Consider the following 23,817-nt stretch of genomic DNA (forward strand, 5'->3'; position numbering starts at 1 on the left):
GACATGCGGTTCGTGCACGCGCGGCACTGGGGGCGAGTCCTCGCCGGCTGCGCTCTTCTCGTCGCTACCGGTTTAGGCGGGGCGTCCTCCGCTTCGGCCACCACGCCCGGCAAGGGCATCGACGGCTATTGCCAGGACGACAACGGCGTCACGGTGATCGTCGACTTCCAGGGGCTCGGCGGTGAAACCCTGATCCGGTGCGCTCCGGGCAAGCAGGAAAACGGCGTCACCGCCCTGCAGAACGCCGGCTTCGAACTCACCGGCGCGGGCAAGTACGGCCTGGCGGTGATGTGCAAGATCGAAGGCAAACCCGCCGATCAGACCTGCACCGGCATGCCGCCGGAGAAGGCGTCGTGGAGCTTCTGGACCGCCACGAACGGCGGCAAATGGGAGTCGGCGCAGGTCGGCGCGCAGAGCTGGAAGCCGCCGGCCGGTGCGTTCGAGGGCTGGTCGTTCGCGATCGGCAAGTCCTATACCGAATATCCGCCGCCGCGCACCGCGCCGGTGCGCAAGGCCGCCGCGCCCGCCCCGGCTCCGGCGTCCACTTCGGACAGTGGGTTCCCGTGGGGCCTGGTGCTCGGCATCGTGGTCGTCGTGCTGCTCGTGGTGGCCGGGACGGTCGTCGCGGTGCGCCGCCGGCGTGCCGCGGAGTAGCCCGCGAGCGCTCCATCCCGGCGCGTGGTGGGTGTGGGCGCTCGCGCTCGCCGTCGCCGCGAGCCGGACCACGAACCCGGTTCTGCTTGCCTTGGTGATCGCGGTGGCCGGGTTCGTCGTGGTGCTCCGCCGCGGCGACGCGCCCTGGGCGCTGGCGTTCCGGATGTACGCCTGGATCGCTGGGGTGATCCTGGGGTCGCGCGTGCTGTTCCGGATCCTGATCGGCGGCGAGGACGGCGGCCACGTCCTGTTCACGCTGCCGGCCATCCCGCTGCCGAGCGTCGCGGCCGGCATCCAGCTCCTCGGCCCCACCTCGGCCGAGGAGCTGCTCGGCGGGTTCTACGACGGGCTCCGGCTCGCGACGATCGTGCTCTGCGTCGGTGCCGCGAACGCGCTCGCGAACCCGAAACGCCTGCTCAAGGCCGTACCCGGGGCGCTGTATGAGGTGGGGACGGCGGTCACCGTCGCGCTGTCCGTGGCACCGCAGCTGGTCGAGAGCGTGCAGCGGGTGCGCCGGGCGCGTCGGCTGCGTTCCGGGAAGACACGCGGTCTGCGGTTCGTGAAGGGGATTTTCGTGCCGGTGCTCGCCGACGCCATGGACCGGTCGCTGCAGCTCGCGGCGGCCATGGACTCCCGCGGTTACGGACGGCGCAGCTACCTCTCGCCGCGCGTCCGGATGCTGATCGCGACCTGCGTGCTGGCCGGTCTGGTCGGCGTCGCGGTCGGGGTTTACGGCGTGCTCGACGGGTCCGCTTCGTGGCTCGGCGTGCCCATGCTCATCGCCGGTCTGCTGCTTGCCGCCGCCGGATTCGTGCTGGGCGGACGGCAGATCCGGCGCACGACCTACCGGCCCGATCCATGGCGGCTGCCGGAAACGCTGGTCGCGCTGTGCGGCGTCGCGACCGCGGTACTCGTGCTGCTCGCCGACCCAGTTTCGCTCATCACGCCGGCCAGCCCGCTGACCTGGCCGGAGCTGCCGCTGCTGCCGACCGTCGCGGTGCTGATCAGCGTGGCGCCCGCTTGGTTCGCGCCGCGTCCGGCGCTGGTGTCGGAGGTTGCCCGATGATCGAGTTTTCGCACGTCAGCGTCACTTACGACGGGGCCGAGCGGCCGGTGCTCCAGGACGTGGACCTGACGATCGAGGAGGGCGAACTCTGCCTCGTCGCTGGCCGCACCGGGGCCGGCAAGTCGACTTTGCTCGGCGCGATCAACGGCCTCGTCCCGCATTTCACCGGCGGCACGCTGGCCGGACGCGTCAAGGTCGCCGGGCTCGACACGGCGACGCATCCGCCGCGCGAACTGGCCTCGGTGGTCGGCGTGGTCGGGCAGGACCCGCTCGCCGGATTCGTCACCGACACCGTCGAGGAAGAACTCGCGTACGCGATGGAGCAGCTCGCGGTCGCGCCGGACGTGATGCGCAAGCGCGTCGAGGAAACCCTGGACCTGCTGGGCATCGCCGAACTCCGCGACCGTCCACTTCGGACACTCTCCGGCGGGCAGCAGCAACGCGTCGCGATCGGCGCGGTGCTCACCGCGCATCCGAGCGTCCTGGTGCTGGACGAACCGACATCGGCGCTCGATCCGACCGCGGCCGAGGAGGTCCTGGCCGCGATCACGCGCTTGGTGCACGACTTGGGCACGACGGTCGTCGTCGCCGAACACCGGATGGAACGCGTCGCGCAGTACGCCGACCGCCTGCTCTACCTGCCCGGCGACGGCACCGTCGTCTCCGGCCAGCCGGCGGAGGTTTTCGCCGAGACCGACGTCGCCCCGCCGATCGTGGAGCTGGGCAGGCTCGCCGGCTGGTCGCCGCTGCCGCTGTCGGTCCGCGACGCCCGCCGCCTCGCCCGTCCGCTCCGGGAACGCCTCGCCGCGCACCGCCCGGCCCAGGTCACGCAAAGCACTGGCGAAGCAGTCCTCACCGCGAGGGGCGTGCGGGTCCGATACGGCGGCGTGAACGCGGTACGCGGCGTTGACCTGCGGCTGAACCGGGGCGAGGTCGTCGCGCTGATGGGCCGGAACGGCTCGGGCAAGTCCTCGCTGCTGTGGGCGTTGCAGGGCAGCGGGCCCCGATCCGACGGCACGGTCGACGTCCTCGGCGCGGATCCGAAGACGCTCCGGTCGCGGGCTGCCCGCGCGCGGGTCGGGCTGGTCCCGCAAACCCCGTCTGACCTGCTGTATCTCGATTCGGTCGGTGCGGAATGCCGCCAAGCCGACGTCGAATCGGAGGTCGCCGCGGGCACCGCCCGGAAGCTCCTCGACCGCCTCGTGCCCGGGATCGACGACGCCACCAACCCGCGCGACCTGTCCGAAGGCCAGCGCCTCGCCCTGGTCCTGGCCGTGCAGCTGGCCGCCGCCCCGCCGGTCGTGCTGCTGGACGAGCCGACCCGCGGCCTCGACTACCCGGCGAAACGGCACTTCGCGGCCATCCTCGCCGACCTCGCCGCCGACGGACACGCGGTGCTGCTGGCGACCCACGACGTCGAGTTCGTCGCCTCCGCCGCGCACCGCGTCGTGGTCCTCGCCGAGGGCGAGGTGGTCGCCGACGGCCCGACCGCGGACGTCGTCGTGGCCTCGCCCGCCTTCGCGCCGCAGGTGGCGAAGATCCTCGCGCCGGAGCCGTGGCTGACGGTGGACGCGGTGGCGAAGGCGCTGGCGTGACCGATTTCCTGGGCCCAGCCGTCCGCATCCGGCACCGCACAGCGCTGGTGCTGACGGTTGCCGTCGTGGTCGGGCTGGCGATGTTCTGCTGGCCGCTGTTGGCCCGCAGCTCCGTCGGCACGTCCGCGCACGTGATCGACGCGCCGTTCGTTTTCCTCGTGACGCTCCCGGTGCTGATCCTGATCGTGCTGGCTGAACTGTCCAGCGGCGGACTCGACGCGAAGGCGCTCGCGCTGCTCGGCGTGCTGTCCGCGGTGAACGCCGCGCTGCGTCCGCTCGGCGCGGGCACCGGTGGGATCGAGCTGGTGTTCTTCCTGCTCGTGCTGGCCGGACGGGTGTTCGGGCCGGGCTTCGGGTTCGTCCTGGGGTCGACGTCGCTGTTCGCGTCCGCGCTGCTCACCGGCGGAGTCGGACCGTGGCTGCCGTTCCAGATGCTGGCGTCGGCGCTGGTCGGGCTGGGCGCCGGGCTGCTGCCGCGGCGGGTGCGGGGCCGGTGGGAGATCGCGCTGCTGGCGTTCTACGGCGTGGTCGCCGCCTACTTCTACGGCCTCGCGATGAGCCTGTTCACCTGGCCGTTCCTGGCGAGCCACACCGCGCTGGACTTCGTCCCGGGCGGCCCGCTCGGCGAGAACCTGCACCGGTTCCTGGTCTTCACCGTGCTGACGTCCACCCTGGGCTGGGACACCGGCCGCGCGCTCACGAACCTGGCCGCGATCGTCGTGCTGGGCCCGGCGATCCTGACTGTGCTGCGCCGGGCCGCCCGACGAGCGGCGTTCAGCTGAGCGACTGGCCGACCCTGTCCAGCACCTCGGCGAACTGCGCCATCCCGGCCGCATTCGGGAAGTGCGAGGTGTCGAGGTCGTGCACCTCGAACTGGTTGCCAGGCGTGCGCGCGTCGGCCTCGGCGATCATCCGGTCCTGCAGGGCGAGCGGCACCAGACGGTCTTGGCGATGCCGGACGTAAACCGCGGGACGCGACCCCACCGCTCCGGCGTGCCGCGCGAGTCGGTCGAGCTGCGGCCGATGATGTCGTCCGGAGCCATCGAGTTGTGCAGGGCGTAGAACTCGCCGTCGGTGGCGTCCGCGCAGAGTGCCGCGGCGTCGTAGACCAGCCTGATACGACTGCCGGAACTGCTGCTCCGGCTGCGGCACCCCGACCCCGCGATACCCGCGCAGCACGAGTTCCGGCGGGGCGGCGGACACGCCGTTGGCACCGGCGGCGAAGACGAACGTCGAAGTCATGCCGCACAGTCAAGCGAGCCGCCCGGCCGCGCACAGCGGGTAAAGGTTGCCCCGGAGCCGCAACTGAAGTCAGGAGTACGAGTAGAACCCGCGCCCGGTCTTCTTGCCGAGCAGCCCGGCGTCCACCATGCGCAGCAGCAGCGGCGGCGACGAGTACAGCGGCTCCTTGAACTCGGCGTACATCGAGTCCGCGATGGCCTTGATGGTGTCGAGGCCGATCAGGTCGGACAGCCGCAGCGGACCCATCGGATGCGCCGTGCCCAGCTCCATGCCGCGGTCGATGTCCTCGGCCGAGGCGAAGCCCGATTCGATCATCCGGATCGCCGACAGCAGATACGGCACGAGCAGCGAGTTCACGATGAACCCGGCCCGGTCCTGCGACCGGATCACCGTCTTGCCCAGCGCGCCGGTGGCGTGCTCCTCGGCCCGGCGGGCGGTCTCCTCGCTGGTCAGCAGCGACGGGACCAGCTCGACCAGCGGCAGCACCGGCACCGGGTTGAAGAAGTGGATGCCGACGACCTGCTGCGGACGGCCGGTGGCCATGCCGAGCTTCATGATCGGGATCGACGACGTGTTGGACGCGAACACCGCGTCCTCGCGTTCGACGATCTTGTCCAGCTGCCGAAACACGTCGACCTTGGCCTGTTCCTGTTCCAGGATGGCCTCGACGACGAGATCGCGGTCGGCGAACTCGGCGAGGTCGGTGGTGAAGCGCAGCCGCCCGAGTGCCGCCTCGGCGTCCTCGGCGGCCAGCTTGCCGCTTTTGACGCCGCGCTGCAGCGACTTCTCGATGCGCGCCTTGCCCGCGTCGAGGGCGGGCTGGTTCACCTCGGTGACCAGCACGTCCAATCCGGACCTGGCGTGCACCTCGGCGATGCCGGAGCCCATCAGCCCGGCTCCGACCACACCTACTCGTGCGATGTCGCTCACCCGTCCAACTCCTTCGTCACCTCACCGGCAGGCAAGAAAAACGGGCAGCACACAACGCGCGAGGGCGTCTCGGACACCCGGTCCGATTCCGCCCTCGCGTGTCATGTGCCTGCGTCAACGGCGGTACTCGTCGTACCCGTCGTCGTACGGGTCCTCGTACCGCTTGTCGTCCTCGTGGTTGTCCGAGGAACTACTCGACAGCTCGCGCTGCAAAGCATCGAAGTCGGTTTCGTGGGAGCTGTATTTGAGCTCGCGCGCCACCTTCGTCTGCTTGGCCTTAGCCCGGCCGCGCCCCATGGCTCGACCCCCTCGCACAGGGGCGGGGCGGCCGGGGGAATCGGCGGCCCCGCATCGTCTCGACAGTTCTTTCCTGCTGACACCGTACCGTGTCCCGGGGGTTGGATGCGACGTGGCACGGTGTGCTCGTCGCGACAGTGTCCGCCGGACGCCGGTTACCGGCACGTCGATGCGGATCGGCGCTGGTCGGCGTGCCACGATGCTCGGGTGCTCCGACCCTTCGTGGCCTATCTGCGGGTGTACGAACCTCTGCGCGCGCTGGGCGATCCTCCCGCGCAACAGCTGGTCGAGGCCGTTTCCGCGGGCGGGCTCAGCCGGGTCGGGATCGGCGAACGCGAACAGTGGATGTGGCTCAAGTCACAGGCAGCTGCGCCGGCGCGGCTGCTGCCCGCGCAGCTGCGCGACGGACGGCCCTCGCCGAGCCTCGTCACCGACGTGCTCGTGCTCGACCCGGCCGACGTCCCGGCCGGCCACACGGGCGAAGGCCCGTTCGCGTGCCCGCTCGAACTGCGCGCCCGCTCCGCCGCCGCGTTGAGCACCTTCCTCGCCGACGCCGAGCCGGCGTTGCGGATCGCGGTGCTGGAAGCGGGCGGCGTCACCGCGGACCGGGCTCGCGCGCAGACGAAGGCCGCGATGACCGACCTCACCGCCCCCGCCGCGCACACCCTCACCACCACCTGGACCGTGCCGTTGCCCTGGTTCTCGCTGGTCGACCCGGACGAACGCAAGCTCGTGCTCGGCAGCGGCCCGGCCGATCCGGCGCGGGAAGCGTCCTGGCGCACGCCGATGTCGGCCGCGCTCCGCCGGGCGTCCGAGGCGGGCGAGCTGATCGAGACGACCTTCGGCGACTCCGGCCCCGGCCGGGTGCTCTCGCAGACCCGGCAGTGGCTGGAGAGCTTCGACCCGGACTCGATCGTCGAACTGGACTACGGCGGTCTCGTGCAGCTGTTCGCCGATTCGCTGCTCGACGCCGATTCCACCGCGGAAGAGGTCCACGACATCCTCGACGCGCTGCGCACCGGGAACGTCGAGGAGCTGGCCGAGCTGTTTTCGCAGCTGCGCGAGTTCTGGGGCGACCTCGCGGCTAAGGAGCACTCCAACTGACCCGCAGCTCGCCCTGAGGCTTTCCGCCGCCGAGCACCGGCGGGTGAGCCAGGTCGGACAGCTCTTCCGGGGTTTCGATGCCCAGGTGCGCGAGCACGGCCATGGCCAGCGGGACCCAGCCGCGCTTGGCGCCGTCCGCGATCTTGATCGCGCCCGCGGTGCCGTCGCCCAGCGCGAACGCCAGGACGCCCTCCGCGCCGCTCTTCACCAGCAACCCGGGCACGGCCCGCATCAGCCGGGTGTCTTCCCGGCCGGTGCCCGCGACCAGCCACGGGTGCGCGCGCATCGCGTCCGCGACTCGACGCTCGTCGGTGCCCGGTTCGGCCTGAACGAGCCTGCCGAACGACCGCGCGAGGCCAGTCGGCGAGAACGCGAACAACGGCGCGCTGCAGCCGTCCACCCCGACCGCGGCGATGGATTCGCCGGTCAGCTCCTCGACCGTCTTCGCGAGCTGGACCTGCAGCGGATGGTCCGGCTCCGGGTACCCGTCGGTGGGCCAGCCGTTCGCGACGCAGGTGGCGAGCATCGCGGCGTGCTTGCCGGAGCAGTTCATGGTGATCTTCCGCGGCTCGTCGGCCGCGCGCCGGGCGTCCTCGCCGATCGGGAACTCGGCCGGGCAGGCCAGCGCCGCCGGGTCGAGCCCCGCTGCGGAGAGCATGGCGGCCACCCGTTCGACATGTCCGGTTTCGCCGGAATGCGAGGCGCAGCCCAGGGCCAGGTCCGCGCCGTCGTAGCCGAGCCCGGCGCGGAGCATCCCGACGCCCTGCAGCGGCTTGTTCGCCGAGCGAGGGAAGAACGGGCTGGTCACGTCGCCCGCGGAGAACCGGACCGAACCGTCCGGCGCGGTGACGACGAGGCATCCGTGGTGGACGCTCTCGACGAACCCGTTCCGGACGACCTCGACAAGGATCGGCTGGCCGGTCATTCCTCGGCGCGCCCCAGTTCGCTGTCCAGCAGCTGGTCCACGGTGGCCGCGCCGCTGCTGTAGCGCGCGGCGATCTCGGCGTTGAGCGTGTCCATCACGGTCTGGACCTGGCGGCGGAAGGAGGACACGGAGGCTTCCTCGGCCGCGTAGGTGTCCAGCGCGGCGGCGAGCTTGTCGTCGGAGAGCGAACCGACGTCGGTGAGCCCGGTGTCGCCGATCAGCGCCTCCGCGTGTCTGCGGTGCTCGCCCGCGCGGGACGGCTCGAGCTGCTGGTGGCGGCCGGAACCGGCGGCCGGGCCGAGCGCGTTGTCGGCGAGGATCGACGCGAGCCGGTCGACGATGCTGCTTTCCCCGCCGGACGAACGGCGCTCCTGTTCGGCGCGCACGATGTCGATGCGGGCGTGCAGGAGCCGGCGCAGGTAGGACAGGTCCGTCTCTTCCTGCGCGGCCTCGTCGCGCCGCTCGCGCAGCACCGGGAGCGGCAAGTCGCCTAATCCGGTGAGATATCCCGGGCCGAGGACGCGGTCGATCCGTCGTCGCCCGCCGGGACGCACTTCGATCACGGGCACATCCTGCTCCACATTCGGCGACGACGCTACCGTCGAGTTCACTTCAGCCCCGCAGTCTCTGCGCCGCTTCCCGTCCGGGCGCCGCGTGCTCGCCGGGCACCGAGTCCGGATCGACAGTGGCCTGGACCACTCGGTCCTCGTCGCCTGCCAGCAGTTCCGCCCCGCCCGGCACCGAACGTTTGACCAGCGCCAGCGCGATCGGCCCGAGTTCGTGGTGCTGCGCGACCGTGCCGATCCGGCCGACCACGCGCTCGCCGAGCTTCACCGGATCGCCGGTCTCCGGGGTGATCTCCGGCGAACCGTCGAGGTGCAGCAGCGCGAGATACCGCGGCGGGCGGCCGACGTTGTGCACCTTCGAGACGGTTTCCTGGCCGCGGTAGCAGCCCTTCGCGACGTGCGCGGCCGAGCCGATCCAGCCGACCTCGTGCGGGATCGTCCGTTCGTCGGTGTCGACGCCGAGGCGAGGGTGCCGCGATTCCACGCGCAGCGCGTCGAAGGTCCAGGAGCCGGCCGGACGCGCGCCCGCGTCGGTGAGCCGTTGCCACCATTGAGTGAGCTGAGCGCGCGGCATCACGAGGTCCGCACCCGCTCGCGTCGGCCACGGCATCCGGCGCGCGAAACCGCCCTCGGGCAGCGCGGCCACCGAATACGGTTCGGCGCCGAGTTCGACGCCGAGCACGCTGTCGGTCTCCGGGCCGAGCACGGTGAGAACGGCGAGTTCTTCGGTCACGTCGCGGATTTCGACCTTGGACCAGAACTTCATCGCTTCGAGGTACTCGCGCAGGGTTTGCTTGCCGCCCTTGGGCAACGCGCTCGTGACGAGCGGGCCGGGGTCGCTGTCGAGGTACACCGTCTCGCCGGTGTGCGCGAGCACGAAGTGGGTGTCGACGTGGCCCTGGCTGTCGAGAACGAGCGCTTCGGTGCCGGTGTTATCGGCGAGTTCGGTGACGTGCTGCGAGATCACCAAATGCAGCCAGGACAAGCGTTCCTCGCCGGTGACAGCGAGGATTTCACGGTGCGAGCGGTCGATCACGACCACTCCCCGGGCGGCGGTGCGCTGCTCGGCGAACGGATCGCCCCAGTGCCACGGAACTCCGGCTTCCGGATGGCCCTCGGGCGCGGCGACCGCGCGGGGGATTTCGAGCAGCGGCGAGCTGTACGGCATAGCCCCAAGAGTAAGTGAGTACCGTGTGAGGATGCGCGTTCTCGCCTTCCTCGACGGTTCACTGGCCGACCCCGAAGCCGCTCACCTCCGGGTGGACGACCTCGGCCTGCTGCGCGGAGACGGGGTGTTCGAAACGATCCTCGTGGCAGTGAAAAAGCCGCGGGAAATGCGTCCGCACCTCGACCGGCTCGCCCGTTCCGCGGCGATGCTCGACCTGCCCGCCCCGGACCTCGAAGGCTTCGCCCGAGCCGCGCAGGCGGTCGTCGACGCCTGGCAGGGAGGCCCGGAAATCGCGCTGAAACTCGTGTACACGCGGGGTGTCGACGGCGATCCGGAAGGCAAGCCGACGGCGTTCGCGATGGGCCTGGAGGTCGACGAGAAGGTGCTGCGGGCGCGCACCGAAGGCGTTTCGGTGGTGACCCTGGAACGCGGTTTCGGCCCCGAACTCGCCGAGCGCGCCCCGTGGCTTTTGCTCGGCGCGAAAACGGTTTCCTACGCGATGAACATGGCCGCCCTGCGCGAGGCGGCCCGGCGCGGAGCCCAAGATGTGATCTTCACCGCTACCGACGATTCGGTCCTCGAAGGACCGACGTCGACGGTCGTGCTGGCGAAGGAACGGACGCTCTACACCCCGCCGTCCACTGTTGGCATCCTGCCAGGAACAACGCAGTACGCGCTGTTCCGCGGCGCGGAGAAGGCGGGCTGGTCGGTGAAGGTGGAGCCGCTTTCGGTGGAGGACTTGCTGCGAGGGGACGGAGTTTTCCTCACGTCGTCGGTCCGGAAGGTGACCCGGGTGCACACGCTGAACGGGACGGAACTGCCGGATTCGACGGCAGTGCACGAGGAGCTGGTGGCGGCTTACGAGAGCGAGTACTGAGCGCTTCGGCGTTCGCTTCGAGGTACTCGATGTCCCGCAGATAGACCTGATCGTGTCCGGCCGCGAGATGGCTCGCGAAGCCTTCGTGGCCGGACGCGGCTTGGGTGCGCATGAGCTGCACCAGGTCGCGCAGCCGATCGGCGGCTGAAGCGAGGATTGCCGCGCGGTCGGTCACTCCGTAGCTGTCACAGAACAGCTTCACGCGGACGGCTTGCTCTTCGACCGAGCCGAAGCCGTCTTCGTTGGCCGGATCGGTGAGCGGCGCGAAGCGGTAGACCGCGTAGCCGAGGTCGTGTGCGCGCGGGCCGGGATGCGCGGTATCGAAGTCGATCAGGCCCACGACTTCTTCGCCGCGCAGCACGCAGTTGTACGGCGCGAAGTCGCCGTGACAGATGACCTCGGCTGGTTCTTGGTCCGGCAGCATCCACCCGCCGGGCATCGTGGCGGCGATTTCGGCGGTCGCGTCGTGGTACGCACGCAGCAGCTTCGCGGCGGAAATCAAGGCGGTGGTGCTGCGGGCGGCCGAGGTGAGCGGGTAATTGCCGACCTCGCCGGGGAGGAACTCCAGCACGTCGGTGTCGCCCTCGGTCCCGAAGTAGCGCGGGGCCTGCCGGAATCCGGCGTTTTCGAGGTGGCGCAGCAACTCGGCGACCCGGTCGCTCCACGGCTTGCGCTCGCGCCGGACCGTGGTGCCGACCCGGACGACCCTGTCCTGCCCCCCGAGGAACTTCTCACTCACCCCCTGCCCCCGGCTGACCAGCCGAAATCAGCACCACCGACGGCGTGACCCCCTCCGCCCGGTAAGCGCTGATCTTGTGGTGCCCGTCCACCAGCATCGGCCGCGTGCCGGACAGGACCACCGCCACCGGGCGGTGTCCGGCGCGGATCGCCGTTCGGTAGTACGCGACCCGGGCATCGTCGTCGTCCGGCCAGTCGTTCGCCGGGACCAGGTTCGCCGCCTCGAATCGTTGCGGGCCGCTCACCCGGTAGTGGCCGTCGACGAGCAACGTCAGCAGTTCGCGGAGGGTTTCGGCCAGCGGGAGGCGTACCTGGCCGGTCGCGAGCGCGATGCGCAGCGACTGCGGCAGCTCCGCCCGTCCTCCGGTGTTCAGCTCCAGGAAACCCGCGCCGCCGGTGATCGTTACCCGTTCCACGCTCACAAGGACGCGCGGAACCGCACCAAGGTTCCGGGGCGTGCTTGAGCGAGTGCTCCGAGTGACGCCCGTCTCACGACCGCGATCACCGGATAACCGCCCGTGGTCGGGTGATCGGCCAGGAAGACCAGCGGCAATCCGTTCGGCGGGACCTGGATCGCGCCGGTGAGCACGCCTTCGCTGGGCAATTCCGAAGTGGACACTCGACGTAGTGGCGGCCCGTCAAGGCGGACCCCCACTCGGTTGGATTCCGCGGTCACCGTCCACTGTGTGTTGAGCGTGCTCGCGGGGTCGGCGAACCAGTCGTCGCGCGGGCCGAGCACAACCGGCACGGTCAGCTGGGAGGGCACGGGCGGGGCGGCGACCACGTCGGCACCGGACGGAACACCGGTGACCGGACCGAGGGGGACTCTCGTGCCAGCTTCCAATGGCGAGGGGCCGAGTCCGGACAGGACATCAGTCGACCGGCTCCCTAGAACCGGCGGCACGGCGATGCCGCCGGACACCGTCAGGTAACAGCGCAGTCCGGAGGCGGGGCGGCCGATCGTCAGTTTTTGGCCTGGCCGCAACGGAATCGGCGTGTGCGAGCCGGTTTCGCGTCCGTCCACAATCACCGCGACCGGCGGTCCGGTCACCGCGGCGGTGCACGAAACCGCCGCCCGGACGGTCAGTCCGCCCAGCACCGTTTCGATGCCGGCGGCGTCCTCGGGATTGCCGACCAGCCGGTTGCCGAGCCGTAGTGCGGCGACGTCGAGAGCACCCGACGGTGGGACGCCCAGATGTGCGTAACCGGGGCGGCCGAGATCTTGCACCAGAGCCAGCGATCCGCGCGAGACGATCTCCAAAGCACGCATCACACGCTCCGGAACCGGACGCGGAGACCGGGCGTGAACAACGCCGGTTGCGCGGCGGAAGGATCGAAAAGCGTCGCCTCGGTATGGCCGATCAACCGCCAGCCACCAGGCGATTCCCGCGGGTAGACGCCGGTGAACTCGTCCGCGATGGCCACCGACCCGGCGGGAACGCGGGTCCGGGGAGAAGTGAGCCGCGGCTGCCGCAACTGAGCGGGAAGTCCAGCGAGGTAACCGAAACCGGGCGCGAAACCGGTGAACGCGACCGTGTAGACCGCGCTGGTGTGGAGGGTGACGACCTCGTCCACGCGGAGCCCGGCGTCCTCGGCGACCAGGGAGAGGTCCTCGCCGGAGTAGCGCACGTCCAAGACGACTTCGCGAGCGTCCCCGGCAGGCGGATGCTCCAAATCGGCCGAAGCCAGCAACGACCGCGCGGCTTCCAAGGCGCTCGGGGAAGCGACCACCAGCAGAGTGCGGGCCCCGGGAACGATCTCGTCGACGCCGTCGAGCGCGGCTTGCGCGAGGGTCGCCCGGGCCGCGCTCATCTCCTCGAGCGAGGCGCAGTCGAGCAGGGCGGCGTCTTCGCCGTACCGCCGCCAGCGCACGGCGTCTCCCGGAGCCTCAGCCCACCACGCGGCGCAGCAGCGCGGAGGCGTGCGGCTGCAATTCCTGGCCGACCATCGCGCGCTCCTCGACGTACCCGAGGTCACCGTTCACCAGGCCGTACAGCCGCTGCGCGCCGGTGACCTCCTTGGCCGTCGCGGTGCGGATGACCGCGTCGGTGCCGAGTTCCCAGGCCGTCTGGCTGCGCGGTTTCCCGTAGTACAGCTCGACGATGCCGGAGCTGTGCGTGAGCAGCAGCTCGATGGTGTCGTCCTCCTGCGGGCGCCAGAACCCGGTTTCGCGGGCGGCCGGCCGCAGCACGCTGCCGTCCTCGTTCAGCAGCCACGAGCGCGCCTCGTGGAACAGGAACGGGCGGCCGTCGTGGGAGACGGTCAGCTGCTGGGCGAATTTGATCGGCCCGTCGATCGTCGGGTAGTCGATCTCGCCCTCGCCGCGCCAGACGCCGACGAGCGGCAGCAGCGCGAGGCACGCGTCGTTCAGGTTCGGGCCCTCGCGCAGGTTCGCCGTGTCGTTCGGGATCGGCAGGTCGTCCCACAACGGCAGGTTGCGGTCGCGCGTGCTTTCCGCCCGCTTCTCGGCCGCTGCGATGGCTTCGTCGCCGCTCGTCATGCTGCTCAGCGCTGGTCGGCGTACAGCCGGTAGACGACGTAGACCGCGAACCACACGGTGGCGATGCCCGCGATGATCAACAGGGTCGTAAACAAGGTCTCCACAGCGAGGACAATAGTCCGCCCCGGCTCAGCTAGCGCTGCGCAGGGTCGCGGCGGTGAGGACGGTCACCGCCAGCAGCGCCGCTCCGGCCACCGACATCGCGGTCTGCAGCCCGGTCGTGAGCGTGCTGCCATGATCGAGAAGCGCCCCGAGCGCGGCCACGCCGAGCGCCATTCCGACCTGCCGCGCGGCGTTGACCGTGCCCGCCGCGGTGCCCGTGCGCCGCACCGGAAGCCCGGCGAGACCGACTACGTTCGTCGGGGTGATGCTCAGGCCGAGCCCGACGCCGGACAGCGTCAACGGGACGCTGAGCAGCCAATCCGGGCTCGTGGGATCGACCAGGAGGAAGGCGAAGCTGCCCGCCGCGGTGATGGTGAGACCGACCGGCAGCACGCGTTCCGCGGTGAACCGGCCGGCGAGCCGTCCGGAGAAGAACGCGAGAACGGCGTTGGCGACGACGTACGGCAGCATCTGCACGCCTGCTTCCGAGGCGGTGCTGCCCCAGGCCTGCTGCAGGTACACGGCGATCAGCACCGGCAGCGGATAGCAGGCGAAGCCGATCACGAACGAGGTGAAGATCGAGGCGGCGAAGCGGAACTTGCCGAACAACCGGATCGGCAGCATCGGATGCGGGGCGCGCAGTTCCACCACGACGAACGCGATCAGCCCCAGCGCGCCGAGCGCGGCGGCCACGGCGTCGGACGCGATCACGGCGTAGGTGAAGGCCCCGATCCACAACGCTCCGAGCAGCTGGCCGGGCAAGTCCAGCGCGCCGTGCGCCGGGTCGGACGATTCGGTGAGCCCGCGGTGTCCGGCGAGCACCGCGCACACCCCGATGGGCAGGTTGATCAGGAAGATCGTCGGCCAGCCGAGCGCGTCGGTGATCGGTCCGCCGATGAGCGGGCCGACGACCAGCGCGCATCCGGCCACCCCGCCCCACGCCCCCAGCATCCGGGCCCGTTCCCGCGGCTCCGGATACGCGTGCGCCAGCAGCGCGAGGCCGCCCGGGATGACCGCGGCGGCCGCGATCCCTTGTCCCACGCGGGCGGCGATGAGCAGTCCGAGGGTCGGGGCGAGGCCGCACGCCAGGGAGGCGAGCGTGAACACGGCGAGCCCGCCGAGGTAGATCCGCTTGCGGCCGTACCGGTCGCCGAGCGTGCCGCCGGTGAGCATCAACGCGGCGAGCCCGACGGTGTACCCGTCCACAATCCATTGCAGGTCAGTGAATTCGGCGTGCAGGTCGCGCTGGACGGTCGGCAGCGCGACGCTCACCACGCTCGCGTCGAGCAACGCCATGAAGCTGCCGAGGAACACGGCGGCGGCCAGCAGCGGGCTCCGCGTAATGGTTTTCGTTTGCGACACGCCCGCGAGCTTGGCTCCTCAAGCCGTCTTGAGGTCAAGCATTCCCGCAGACGCGAGAAGGGCCCCTCGATATCCGAGGGGCCCTTCTGTGAGAAAACCTTGTCAGGCAACCGAGATGGCCAGCTGGTGCAGGCCTGGGCCCTCCGCGGTCACGGTGGCCTCGCCGTTGCCCGTGCGGTGCAGCGCGCGCACCGTCCAGGAACCCTCGGCCGCGTAGAACCGGAAATCGCCGTCCGCCGAGGACACGACCTCGCCGGCGAAGTCGCCGCCGCCGTCGAGCAGCCGGACGAACGCGCCGCCGACCGGTCCGTCGGCTCCGGTGACCTTGCCGGCCAGCACGACCTGGCCGTTCGTGTCGAAGTCCGCCGGGGTCGCGACCTGTGCCGGTGCGCTGCAGCCGTCTGCCATCACTTAGCTCCCAACTCGACCGGAACGCCGACCAGCGAACCGTATTCCGTCCACGAACCGTCGTAGTTCTTCACGTCCTGCTGGCCGAGCAGCTCGTGCAGGGCGAACCAGGCGATCGACGAACGCTCGCCGATGCGGCAGTACGCGATGGTCGGCTTGCTCTCGTCGTAGCCGGCCTCGGCGTAGAGGTCCTTGATCTCCTGCTCGGACTTGAAGGTGCCGTCCTCGTTGGCGACCTTCGCCCACGGCACGTTCAGCGCGCCCGGGATGTGGCCCGGCACCTGCGACTGCTCCTGCGGCAGGTGCGCCGGGGCGAGCAGCTTGCCGGAGTACTCGTCGGGCGAGCGCACGTCGATGTAGTTCTTCGAGCCGATCGACTGGACGACCTCGTCGCGGAACGCGCGCAGCGACAGGTCCTGGTCCTTGGCTTTGTAGTTGGTCGGCTCGCGCTTGACCTCGTCGGAGCTCAGCTCGCGGCCGTCCAGCTCCCACTTCTTGCGGCCGCCGTCGAGCAGCTGCACGTTCTCGTGGCCGTAGAGCTTGAAGTACCAGTACGCGTACGCGGCGAACCAGTTGTTGTTGCCGCCGTAGAGGATCACGCGGTCGTCGTTCGAGATGCCCTTCTCCGACAGGAGCTTCTCGAAGCCCTCCTTGTTGACGAAGTCGCGGCGGACGCCGTCCTGGAGGTCCTTGCGCCAGTCGAGCTTCACCGCGCCGCGGATGTGCCCGTTGTCGTAAGCGGTCGTGTCCTCGTCGACCTCGGCGAACACCACGCCCGGGGTGTCCAGGTTTTCCTCGGCCCACTGGGTGGTGACCAGGACGTCTTCTCGGCTCATGGGAGGCTGGCTCTCTTTCTGGGTTGGGGTTTTACGAGGACGCCCGCGCGGGGCTGAAACGCTTGAGCAGCAGGTACACCTGGCACCCGAGGCAGTAGTTGAACGCCGCGTTGAGGAACGCGGCGAAAAGCGCGAACGCGGTCGCGACGACGCCGAGCGGTGTCACACCGGTCGCGAAGCCGATCGTGCCGACGAGCGCGAACACGAACCCGACCGCTTGGGCGAACCGCAGCGGGGCGGCGTCCTCGCGTTCGGTGGTCGGCCCGAGCCGCGGCGCGACCACGAGCCGGTACAGCACCGAGTACGGCGCGGGCTTGAGCCCGACGAACGCCCCGATCGCGAAGACCACGGTCTGCAGTGCGAGCAACGGCCACCACTGCGTGATCAGCACGACGGCGAGCACCACCGTGGTCACGATCGCGGCGAACCTGGGACCTCGCGGGTCTACGGCCGGTCCGGCGGACATGGGTTCCTCCTGCTCAGTGCGAGGGGAAGGGCGTGCGTCGACAGCACGCGGCGAAGACGGGGCGAACTGCGAGACGGCGCGAGACGTGCTTCAGCGCCGACCGGGAAAAGGCAGACACAAGCTGCTGCGCACGCGGCAGAAATCGACCGCGCGGCGCTGCGTCAGGAGGGTGATGGGCAGCTCGTCCACAGGGGGGAGGGTACCCAGGCTCGCTCGCTCCCGGAACCATGTTCATTCCTTGGGACGAGGTCCGGATCCTGAGAATCAACCACCGCGGACCGTGGTGCAGGCGCGGCGGTCGAGCAGCGTGCGCGCGGTTCGGCGGGGCGGCGAGGAGGTGCCGGGTGCGGATTCGGCGGGGCGGCGAGGGCCGGCGCTGCGAGGGGCGGCCGGGGCGGGGCGGCGCGCGTCAGCGCGATGCGGCGGCGAGGTGCGGGCGGAGCGCCTCGAGCAGCTCCGGGCCCTTGGGCACGCCGCCCACGCGCAGCAGTTCCCGGCCTTCCGGGTCCAGCGCGAGCGTGGTCGGCGTGCTGAGCACCGACAGCGCCTGCGCGACCTCGGGACGTTCGGTGACGTCCAGGTCGACGTGGTGCAGGCCGTCGGTCTTCTCCGCGAGCGACGACAGAATCGCCCGCGTGTGCCGGCACGGGGTGCAGAACGTGGTGGAGATCTGCACCAGGGTGACGGCGGATTCCGGATCAAGGGCCTCGGCGACCGGAGCGGGGAGGACGCGGGTCGCGGCGGCCGGTTTGGCCGCGCGGATCCGGCCGTTGCGGGCGCGCAGAACCAGGCCCGCGGCCGTCGCGACGACCAGCGTCGCCAGCAGCACCCACACTCCGGTCACCGGGATCAGCCTCCGTGGTTGGTGGACAGGTCGGCGAAGTTCACGTCCTGCGCTTCGCCCTTGATGGTCACCGAACCGCTGTCCACGCGGACCGCGGTCGGGGTGACCGACAGCGGCAGCCGGGTCGTCGAGATGGACGCCCGGAAGTTCGGCAACAGAGCTTTCTGCACGGCTTCCGGAACGATCGTGGTGCTCTGGTCATTCCCGAACTGCAACCGGTAAGGCACGATCGAGATCGTCTTCTCCTTGAGCTGGATCAGCGCGAAGCAGAAGATCTCGACCTTCTGCCCGGCCACCTGGACGTCGCCGGAAATCCGCACGCCCGCGCTGGTGCCGTCGGCCGGTTCGCCGTCGGCGTTGGTCGGCGTCGGGTCCGGCTGCTTGCCCTGCTCGGTGTCGCCGTATTTGACGTACGCCTGGGTCGACTGCTCGATCTTCAGGTTCTGGATCTTGTTCAGCGGCGAGACCCGGGCGAGGTCGGACGCCTTGATCGTCACCGCGCCGGTGAGCTTGCCGATCTTCACCGCCTTGGTGTTGCCGGACGTGAGGTCCGACAGCGGCGCGATGACGTCCTCGAGTTCGGCGCTCACGCGCAGGTCGCGAAGTTCGCTGCCGACCGGCACGCCGTCCGCGGAAACGGAGATGTGACTGTAGTCACCGGAGAGCGCCTGCACGGTGAACGGGAAACCGTGGATGGTGACCGACGGGTCGTCGCTCAGCCCGAGCTGTGCGCGGGCCTTCTGCGAGATCGTGTGCTCGGCGAAGGCCGCCGCTCCGAAATCCGCACCGACCAGCAGGAGCACCAGCACTCCCAGCACGATGAGCCACCGCCGTACGCGCCTGCCGCGGCGGCCGCCGCCGGGGTTGCTGGCCGGTCGGTCGTCCCGCGTCACGGGCCTGCTCGCCATCGCCTCGGTTCTCCTGTTCGGGTGGATTTCGTCGTGGTGCGGGTCACGTCCGGACGGTTAGCCCAGGTGTGATCGATCCAGCACGCGCTAGGTGCCGGGGTGTTCACCCGCTATTCTCACTTAGCACCGACCGACGCCACGTTCGAGGCGACGAATCTGAAGGCGGTGCGGATCATGAGCTTGGACCTGCTGGTGCTGACGGGGGAACTCGACGCTACCTCCGTACTACCCGCGCTGGACCTGCTGCCGCACACCGTACGCGTACGCGAGCCGGAAGTGACGGCCCTGCTCGACGCGGGCCACCGCGACGTCATCCTGCTCGACGCGCGCAGCGATCTCGCGTCCGCGAAGAGCCTGTGCCGGTTGCTTAAGGGCGCGGAAGACGAATCGGGCACGCCGGTCATCGCTGTCGTCGGCGAAGGCGGCCTGGTCGCGGTCAACTCCGAATGGCGCACGGACGACATCCTGCTGCCGACCGCTGGTCCGGCGGAGGTCGACGCGCGGCTGCGGCTGGCCACCACTCGCGACGGCATCGGCCTGCAGGCGGACGCCGAACTGCGCGTAGGCGACCTTGTCATCGACGAAGCGACGTACACGGCGAAGCTGCGCCGTCGCACGCTAGAGCTGACGTACAAGGAGTTCGAGCTCCTCAAGTACCTCGCCCAGCACGCCGGTCGCGTGTTCACTCGCGCGCAGCTGCTGCAGGAAGTGTGGGGTTACGACTTCTTCGGCGGCACGCGCACGGTCGACGTCCACGTACGGCGGCTTCGCGCGAAGCTCGGCCCGGAGCACGAGCAGATGATCGGCACGGTGCGCAACGTCGGCTACAAGTTCGAGCGGCCGGCGAAGGGCGCGAAGCCCGCTGTCGCCGCTCCGGCCGACGCTTCGGAGCTGACCTCCCACTGACGTTCGCCGGTAAGGTCGGTTTGTGGCTATCGACCTTGGCGACTGGACGACCGATCCCGACGACGCGGCGCGCGAAGTGCTGCTCGCAGTCAAAGCGGCTGACGGACGTCCCGAGGTCGACGCGACCGGGCCGCTGCCGCGCGAATTCGAGGGCGGGCTACATCTTCTGGCGCGTTTCGACGGCACGCCGGCCGGATACGTGCACCTTGACACCGAAGGCGATTCCCACGGCCACCAGGTCGCGGAGCTGTTCGTGCACCCGGATTTCCGGCGTCGCGGCGTCGGCACCGCACTCGCGCGGGCGGTAGTCGAGCGCGCCGACGCGGGGCTCCGCGTGTGGGCGCACGGCGATCACCCTGGTGCGGCGGCGATCGCGGCGAAACTCGGCCTCGGCCGGCAGCGCGAGTTGCTGATCCTGCACGTCGAGGTGTCCGATGCGGACTGGCCGGAACCGGTGCTGCACAACGGTTTTCGGCTGCGCACCTTCGTGCCGGGCCAGGACGAGGACGCGATGGTCGCGGTCAACGCGCGCGCGTTCGACTGGCATCCGGAACAGGGCGCGCTGACCGTCGCGGAGGTGCGCGCCGAAGAGCGGCAGGCCTGGTTCGACCCGGCCGGCTTCTTCCTCGCGGAGAACGAGAGCGGCGAGGTCGTCGGCTTCCACTGGACGAAGGTGCACGACCCGGTGCCCGGCCGGTTCGACGGCGACCCGGTCGGGGAGGTCTACGTGGTCGGCGTTGATCCGGCTACTCAGGGTAGTGGCCTGGGGAAGGCGCTGACCTTGGCCGGACTCCGCTACCTGCGCTCGCGAGGGCTACCGAGGGTGATCCTCTACGTCGAGGGCGACAACGCCGCGGCCTTGGCCGTGTACAACAAGCTGGGGTTCCAGCGTTTCGAGACCGACGTCCAGTACGGTGAGTGATCACGGTCGACGCGACCGGTGACCCGTGTTACTTTCCGCGTACTAGCAGGTCACGAGCAGGCCACGGCACCCGTTCGGGGTAGTAGTCCTGCTCACAAACGGTGACTTGTTCACCTTCCGTTCATCCAACCAAGGACGACCGTCCACCGAGGCTGCCTAGTGTCCGGTTCCGGTGCGGCTCACCCGCCCGCCGATCCCGACCGGATTCAAAAAGGCACATCTCCGAGTGGAGGAAATGCAGTGAAGATCATGCGGCCCCTGGGTGCCGTCGGCATCGTGGCGAGCGCCGCGCTCGTCCTCGCCGCTTGTGGCTCCGACCCTTCGGCGTCCAACAGCGGCGCGGGCTCGAACTCCGCCGCTCCCGCCGCCACCGGAACCGCCCAGGTCGACTGCGGGGGCAAGAGCCCGCTGTCCGCTGAGGGCTCGTCGGCCCAGAAGAACGCCATCGAGGTGTTCAACCAGGCCTACGCCAAGAAGTGCCCCGGCCAGAAGGTGAACTACAACGGCACCGGCTCCGGCGCGGGCGTCAAGCAGTTCAACGCCAACCAGGTCGACTTCGGCGGTTCGGACTCGCCGGTCAAGGACGCCGACCTCGAGGCCGCCACCAAGCGCTGCGGTTCGCCCGCGCTGAACATCCCGCTGGTCGTCGGCCCGATCGCGGTCGGCTACCACCTGTCCGGGGTGGACAAGCTGACGCTGACCCCGCAGGTCATCGCCAAGATCTTCAACGGCGGCATCAAGAACTGGAACGACCCGGCGATCAAGGCGGTCAAGGGCAACGAGAGCCTGAACCTGCCGGACAAGCCGATCCAGGTCGTCTCCCGCTCCGAGGAGTCGGGCACCACCGACAACTTCCAGAAGTACCTCGGCGCGGCCGCCAAGGACGTCTGGACCCAGGGCGCGGGCAAGAAGTTCAACGGCGGCGTCGGCAACGGTGCGCAGGGCTCGAACGGGGTCGCGAGCACCGTCAAGGGCGCGGACGGCTCGATCACCTACGTGGAGAGCGCGTTCGCCAAGGACGGCGTCACCCCGGCCCTGATCGACAGCGGCTCCGGCGGCGTCGAGCTGAACGCGCAGAACGTGGCCAAGTCCCTGGACGCCGCCAAGTTCTTCCACCCGGGCACCAACGACCTGGCGATGGACCTCAACGGCATCTACTCCAGCAACGTGCCGGGCGCCTACCCGCTGCTGCTGACCACGTACGAGATCGTGTGCTCGAAGTACTCGAACCCGGACGTCGCGAAGGCTGTCAAGGCGTTCCTGACGGTGTCGGCCACCGACGGCCAGCAGCCGCTGTCGGCCAAGGGCTACGTGCCGATCCCGCAGAGCCTGCAGGACAAGGTGCTGAAGGCCGTCAAGGAAATTTCCTGAAACAACGGCTAGCTGGTACGAAGGCTGACTAGAGACTGTCGATGAGCGACCAATCCTCGACGCGAACGCCCACCGGCGACCCCGGTGGGCGTTCGTCGTCCGCCCGAGCGTTCCCGGAGGATCCGATTTCGGACAAGCCACCCGCGCCGGCGCCGGAAGCGCCGCCCGCGCGGAAGAAGCCGACGAAGGTGCGAGCCGGTGACCGCATCTTCCAGAACCTGACCACCGGGGCCGGGATCTTCGTCGTCGCCCTGATCGCCCTGATCGGGATTTTCCTGGTCGTCCAGGCGATTCCGGCGCTGAAGGCGGACAAGGTCAACTTCCTGTTCAATCACGGGTGGTCGACGAACGACCCGGCCAACATGGCCTTCGGGATCGCCGACCTCGCCGAGGTCACCGTGGCGACCTCGCTGGTGGCGCTGATCATCGCGATGCCGATCTCGCTGGGCATCGCGCTGTTTCTCACCCAGTACGCGCCGCCGAAACTGGCCCGGCCGTTCGCCTACATCGTGGATCTGCTCGCCGCGGTGCCGTCGATCATTTTCGGCCTGTGGGGCATTCTCGTGTTCGCGCCCGCGATCGAGCCGTTTTCCGAGTGGGTCAACCGCACCTTCTCGTGGATTCCGATTTTCGCGCCGGGCAACATCGCGCCGAACGTGCGCGGCACCATTTTCACCGCCGGAATCGTGCTGGCGGTGATGATCCTGCCGATCATCACGTCCCTCACCCGCGAGGTTTTCGAGCGCACGCCCACCGCGCAGGTCGAGGGCGCGCTCGCGCTCGGAGCCACGCGCTGGGAGGTCATTCGCACCACGGTGCTTCCGTTCGGCAAGGCCGGTTTCGTCGGCGCGTCGATGCTCGGCCTCGGCCGCGCGCTCGGTGAAACCATTGCCCTGGCGGTGATTCTGCTGATCCCGCAGGGCCGCAACTTCGACTGGAGCCTCTTCGACGGCGGCGCGACGTTCGCCTCGAAAATCGCCCAGAACTACAGCGAGTTCAACAACCCGACCTCGGCCGGCGCGTACATCGCGGCCGGCCTGGTGTTGTTCGTGCTGACGTTCCTGGTCAACTTCGCCGCGCGCTCGATCGTCGGCAAGAAGGGGGAGTGAGGCGTGTCGACCACCCTCGAACGGCCCGCGACGACACCGGCTTTCCAACAGGTGAGCGCGGCCCGCAAGGTCAAGAACGGCGTGGCCACCGTGCTGGTGTGGCTGTCGTTCCTGATCGCCGTGATCCCGCTGGTGTGGGTGCTGTACACGGTGATCGCCAACGGGATCAAGCGGATCCCGTACAGCAACTGGTGGGGCCAGGACTTCGGTTCGGTGCTCGGCGACGAGGTCGGCGGCGGCGTGCTGCACGCGGTCATCGGCACCCTGCTGCAGGGTCTCGTGTGCGCGGTCATCTCGGTGCCGATCGGCCTGCTGGTCGCGATTTACCTCGTCGAATACGGCCGCGGCAAGTTGGCCAGGGCCACCACGTTCATGGTGGACATCCTCTCCGGTGTTCCGTCCATTGTGGCCGCTCTGTTCATTTACGCGCTGTGGGTCACCACGCTCGGCCTGCCGCGCAGCGGGTTCGCGGTGTCGCTGGCCTTGGTGCTGCTGATGATTCCGGTGGTCGTCCGCTCGGCGGAGGAAATGCTGCGGATCGTGCCGGACGACCTGCGCGAGGCCTCCTACGCGCTGGGCGTCCCGAAGTGGAAGACGATCATGAAGATCGTGCTTCCGACGGCGCTGTCGGGCATTCTCGGCGGCATCATGATGGCGCTCGCCCGCGTGATGGGCGAAACCGCGCCGCTGCTGGTGCTCGTCGGGTACACGTCCTACGTCAACTGGAACATCTTCAGCGGGGAGCAGGCGTCGCTGCCGTTGGTGATGAACAACGAACGCGCCACCAACTCGATGGACCCCGGCAGCGTCGGCTTCGACCGGATCTGGGGAGCCGCGCTCACCCTGGTGCTCATCATCGCCGTGATCAACCTGCTCGCCACGGTCCTTTCCCGCATCGTCGCCCCGAAGAAGAAGTGAGTC

General features: G+C 69.7%; 28 protein-coding genes. 11 read left to right on the forward strand and 17 right to left on the reverse strand.

From position 1 onward, the window contains the following. Positions 1-3 precede the first annotated feature (3 nt). The 4 genes from F9C11_RS08595 to F9C11_RS08610 are packed head-to-tail and all read left to right on the forward strand — an operon-like array spanning position 4 to position 4,097. Positions 4-654: a hypothetical protein gene (locus F9C11_RS08595; protein ID WP_409184352.1), complete on the forward strand. Its 651-nt coding sequence runs from the start codon at positions 4-6 to the stop codon at positions 652-654. Then, entirely contained in the window at positions 641-1,720 is a 1,080-nt protein-coding gene (locus F9C11_RS08600) for a CbiQ family ECF transporter T component (protein WP_409184353.1), read from the forward strand. Before F9C11_RS08595 ends, F9C11_RS08600 begins: the two co-directional genes overlap by 14 nt. After that, positions 1,717-3,315, forward strand: coding sequence for an ABC transporter ATP-binding protein (locus F9C11_RS08605; protein ID WP_409184354.1), 1,599 nt, complete (start codon positions 1,717-1,719; stop codon positions 3,313-3,315). The genes F9C11_RS08600 and F9C11_RS08605 overlap by 4 nt, the downstream gene beginning before the upstream one ends. Continuing rightward, positions 3,312-4,097, forward strand: coding sequence for an ECF transporter S component (locus tag F9C11_RS08610; RefSeq protein ID WP_409184355.1), 786 nt, complete (start codon positions 3,312-3,314; stop codon positions 4,095-4,097). Before F9C11_RS08605 ends, F9C11_RS08610 begins: the two co-directional genes overlap by 4 nt. On the opposite strand, the gene F9C11_RS08615 is transcribed toward F9C11_RS08610, so the two are convergent. From F9C11_RS08615 to F9C11_RS08625, 3 genes are all read right to left on the reverse strand, one after another. Next, positions 4,090-4,557: a hypothetical protein gene (locus F9C11_RS08615; RefSeq protein WP_409184356.1), complete on the reverse strand. Its 468-nt coding sequence runs from the start codon at positions 4,555-4,557 to the stop codon at positions 4,090-4,092. The genes F9C11_RS08610 and F9C11_RS08615 overlap by 8 nt on opposite strands. A 69-nt stretch (positions 4,558-4,626) precedes the next feature. After that, complete coding sequence (locus F9C11_RS08620) at positions 4,627-5,487, reverse strand: 3-hydroxybutyryl-CoA dehydrogenase (RefSeq protein WP_409184357.1); 861 nt, start codon at positions 5,485-5,487, stop codon at positions 4,627-4,629. A gap of 114 nt (positions 5,488-5,601) precedes the next feature. Next, entirely contained in the window at positions 5,602-5,784 is a 183-nt protein-coding gene (locus tag F9C11_RS08625; RefSeq protein ID WP_037716129.1) for a DUF3073 domain-containing protein, read from the reverse strand. Between the two features lie 207 nt (positions 5,785-5,991). Between F9C11_RS08625 and F9C11_RS08630 the strand changes: the two genes are divergently transcribed. Then, positions 5,992-6,888, forward strand: a complete 897-nt coding sequence (locus F9C11_RS08630) for a hypothetical protein (protein WP_409184358.1) — start codon at positions 5,992-5,994, stop codon at positions 6,886-6,888. Here F9C11_RS08630 and F9C11_RS08635 read toward each other — a convergent pair. From F9C11_RS08635 to F9C11_RS08645, 3 genes are read right to left on the reverse strand one after another with little or no spacing between them, the layout of a single operon-like run. Further along, complete coding sequence (locus F9C11_RS08635) at positions 6,869-7,813, reverse strand: asparaginase (protein ID WP_409184359.1); 945 nt, start codon at positions 7,811-7,813, stop codon at positions 6,869-6,871. The genes F9C11_RS08630 and F9C11_RS08635 overlap by 20 nt on opposite strands. Continuing rightward, positions 7,810-8,376: an aerial mycelium formation protein gene (locus F9C11_RS08640; protein WP_409184360.1), complete on the reverse strand. Its 567-nt coding sequence runs from the start codon at positions 8,374-8,376 to the stop codon at positions 7,810-7,812. Before F9C11_RS08640 ends, F9C11_RS08635 begins: the two co-directional genes overlap by 4 nt. Positions 8,377-8,425: 49 nt before the next feature. Continuing rightward, on the reverse strand, positions 8,426-9,547 hold the full coding sequence (locus F9C11_RS08645) for a YgfZ/GcvT domain-containing protein (RefSeq protein WP_409184361.1): 1,122 nt from the start codon (positions 9,545-9,547) through the stop codon (positions 8,426-8,428). A gap of 31 nt (positions 9,548-9,578) precedes the next feature. Here F9C11_RS08645 and F9C11_RS08650 point away from each other — a divergent pair, with 31 nt between their 5' ends. Beyond that, positions 9,579-10,424, forward strand: a complete 846-nt coding sequence (locus F9C11_RS08650; RefSeq protein ID WP_409184362.1) for an aminodeoxychorismate lyase — start codon at positions 9,579-9,581, stop codon at positions 10,422-10,424. Here F9C11_RS08650 and F9C11_RS08655 read toward each other — a convergent pair. The 11 genes from F9C11_RS08655 to F9C11_RS08705 form a co-directional block, all read right to left on the reverse strand. Beyond that, a complete protein-coding gene (locus tag F9C11_RS08655) occupies positions 10,312-11,163 on the reverse strand; it encodes an aminoglycoside phosphotransferase family protein (RefSeq protein ID WP_409184363.1) in 852 nt (283 codons plus the stop codon). The two genes, F9C11_RS08650 and F9C11_RS08655, sit on opposite strands and share 113 nt — an antisense overlap. Next, positions 11,156-11,578: a hypothetical protein gene (locus tag F9C11_RS08660; protein WP_409184364.1), complete on the reverse strand. Its 423-nt coding sequence runs from the start codon at positions 11,576-11,578 to the stop codon at positions 11,156-11,158. Before F9C11_RS08660 ends, F9C11_RS08655 begins: the two co-directional genes overlap by 8 nt. A gap of 2 nt (positions 11,579-11,580) precedes the next feature. After that, positions 11,581-12,432 (reverse strand): biotin-dependent carboxyltransferase family protein, encoded by an 852-nt coding sequence (locus F9C11_RS08665; RefSeq protein ID WP_409184365.1) that lies wholly within the window; start codon positions 12,430-12,432, stop codon positions 11,581-11,583. Then, complete coding sequence (locus F9C11_RS08670; RefSeq protein WP_409184366.1) at positions 12,432-13,034, reverse strand: 5-oxoprolinase subunit B family protein; 603 nt, start codon at positions 13,032-13,034, stop codon at positions 12,432-12,434. The genes F9C11_RS08665 and F9C11_RS08670 overlap by 1 nt, the downstream gene beginning before the upstream one ends. A gap of 16 nt (positions 13,035-13,050) precedes the next feature. Beyond that, positions 13,051-13,662, reverse strand: a complete 612-nt coding sequence (locus tag F9C11_RS08675) for an FABP family protein (protein ID WP_409184367.1) — start codon at positions 13,660-13,662, stop codon at positions 13,051-13,053. A 129-nt stretch (positions 13,663-13,791) separates the two neighbouring features. Continuing rightward, the gene (locus F9C11_RS08680; protein WP_409184368.1) at positions 13,792-15,126 is read right to left on the reverse strand and encodes an MFS transporter; all 1,335 of its coding nucleotides are present in this window, start codon (positions 15,124-15,126) and stop codon (positions 13,792-13,794) included. A gap of 102 nt (positions 15,127-15,228) precedes the next feature. Continuing rightward, a complete protein-coding gene (locus tag F9C11_RS08685) occupies positions 15,229-15,534 on the reverse strand; it encodes a DUF1416 domain-containing protein (RefSeq protein WP_409184369.1) in 306 nt (101 codons plus the stop codon). Then, positions 15,534-16,370, reverse strand: a complete 837-nt coding sequence (locus F9C11_RS08690; RefSeq protein WP_409184370.1) for a sulfurtransferase — start codon at positions 16,368-16,370, stop codon at positions 15,534-15,536. The genes F9C11_RS08685 and F9C11_RS08690 overlap by 1 nt, the downstream gene beginning before the upstream one ends. A 31-nt stretch (positions 16,371-16,401) precedes the next feature. Further along, positions 16,402-16,836, reverse strand: coding sequence for a DUF4395 domain-containing protein (locus F9C11_RS08695; protein ID WP_409184371.1), 435 nt, complete (start codon positions 16,834-16,836; stop codon positions 16,402-16,404). A 409-nt stretch (positions 16,837-17,245) separates the two neighbouring features. After that, positions 17,246-17,680 carry a TlpA family protein disulfide reductase gene (locus F9C11_RS08700; protein ID WP_409184372.1) on the reverse strand — a complete coding sequence of 145 codons (435 nt, stop codon included), beginning with the start codon at positions 17,678-17,680 and terminating at the stop codon, positions 17,246-17,248. 5 nt (positions 17,681-17,685) lie between these two features. Beyond that, positions 17,686-18,588, reverse strand: a complete 903-nt coding sequence (locus tag F9C11_RS08705; protein WP_409184373.1) for a DUF2993 domain-containing protein — start codon at positions 18,586-18,588, stop codon at positions 17,686-17,688. A gap of 174 nt (positions 18,589-18,762) precedes the next feature. Between F9C11_RS08705 and F9C11_RS08710 the strand changes: the two genes are divergently transcribed. The 5 genes from F9C11_RS08710 to pstA all read left to right on the forward strand — a co-directional run bounded on the left by F9C11_RS08710 (position 18,763) and on the right by pstA (position 23,814). Further along, complete coding sequence (locus tag F9C11_RS08710) at positions 18,763-19,494, forward strand: winged-helix domain-containing protein (RefSeq protein WP_409186850.1); 732 nt, start codon at positions 18,763-18,765, stop codon at positions 19,492-19,494. A 22-nt stretch (positions 19,495-19,516) separates the two neighbouring features. After that, on the forward strand, positions 19,517-20,416 hold the full coding sequence (gene mshD, locus F9C11_RS08715; protein ID WP_409184374.1) for a mycothiol synthase: 900 nt from the start codon (positions 19,517-19,519) through the stop codon (positions 20,414-20,416). A gap of 240 nt (positions 20,417-20,656) precedes the next feature. Then, positions 20,657-21,787, forward strand: a complete 1,131-nt coding sequence (gene pstS / locus F9C11_RS08720; RefSeq protein ID WP_409184375.1) for a phosphate ABC transporter substrate-binding protein PstS — start codon at positions 20,657-20,659, stop codon at positions 21,785-21,787. A 188-nt stretch (positions 21,788-21,975) separates the two neighbouring features. Next, entirely contained in the window at positions 21,976-22,896 is a 921-nt protein-coding gene (gene pstC / locus F9C11_RS08725) for a phosphate ABC transporter permease subunit PstC (protein ID WP_409186851.1), read from the forward strand. Between the two features lie 3 nt (positions 22,897-22,899). Further along, positions 22,900-23,814: a phosphate ABC transporter permease PstA gene (gene pstA / locus F9C11_RS08730; RefSeq protein WP_409184376.1), complete on the forward strand. Its 915-nt coding sequence runs from the start codon at positions 22,900-22,902 to the stop codon at positions 23,812-23,814. Positions 23,815-23,817: the final 3 nt, after the last annotated feature.

Origin of the sequence: Amycolatopsis sp. VS8301801F10 (assembly GCF_046195355.1) — a bacterium.
In the GTDB taxonomy this organism is placed as follows: Bacteria; Actinomycetota; Actinomycetes; order Mycobacteriales; family Pseudonocardiaceae; genus Amycolatopsis.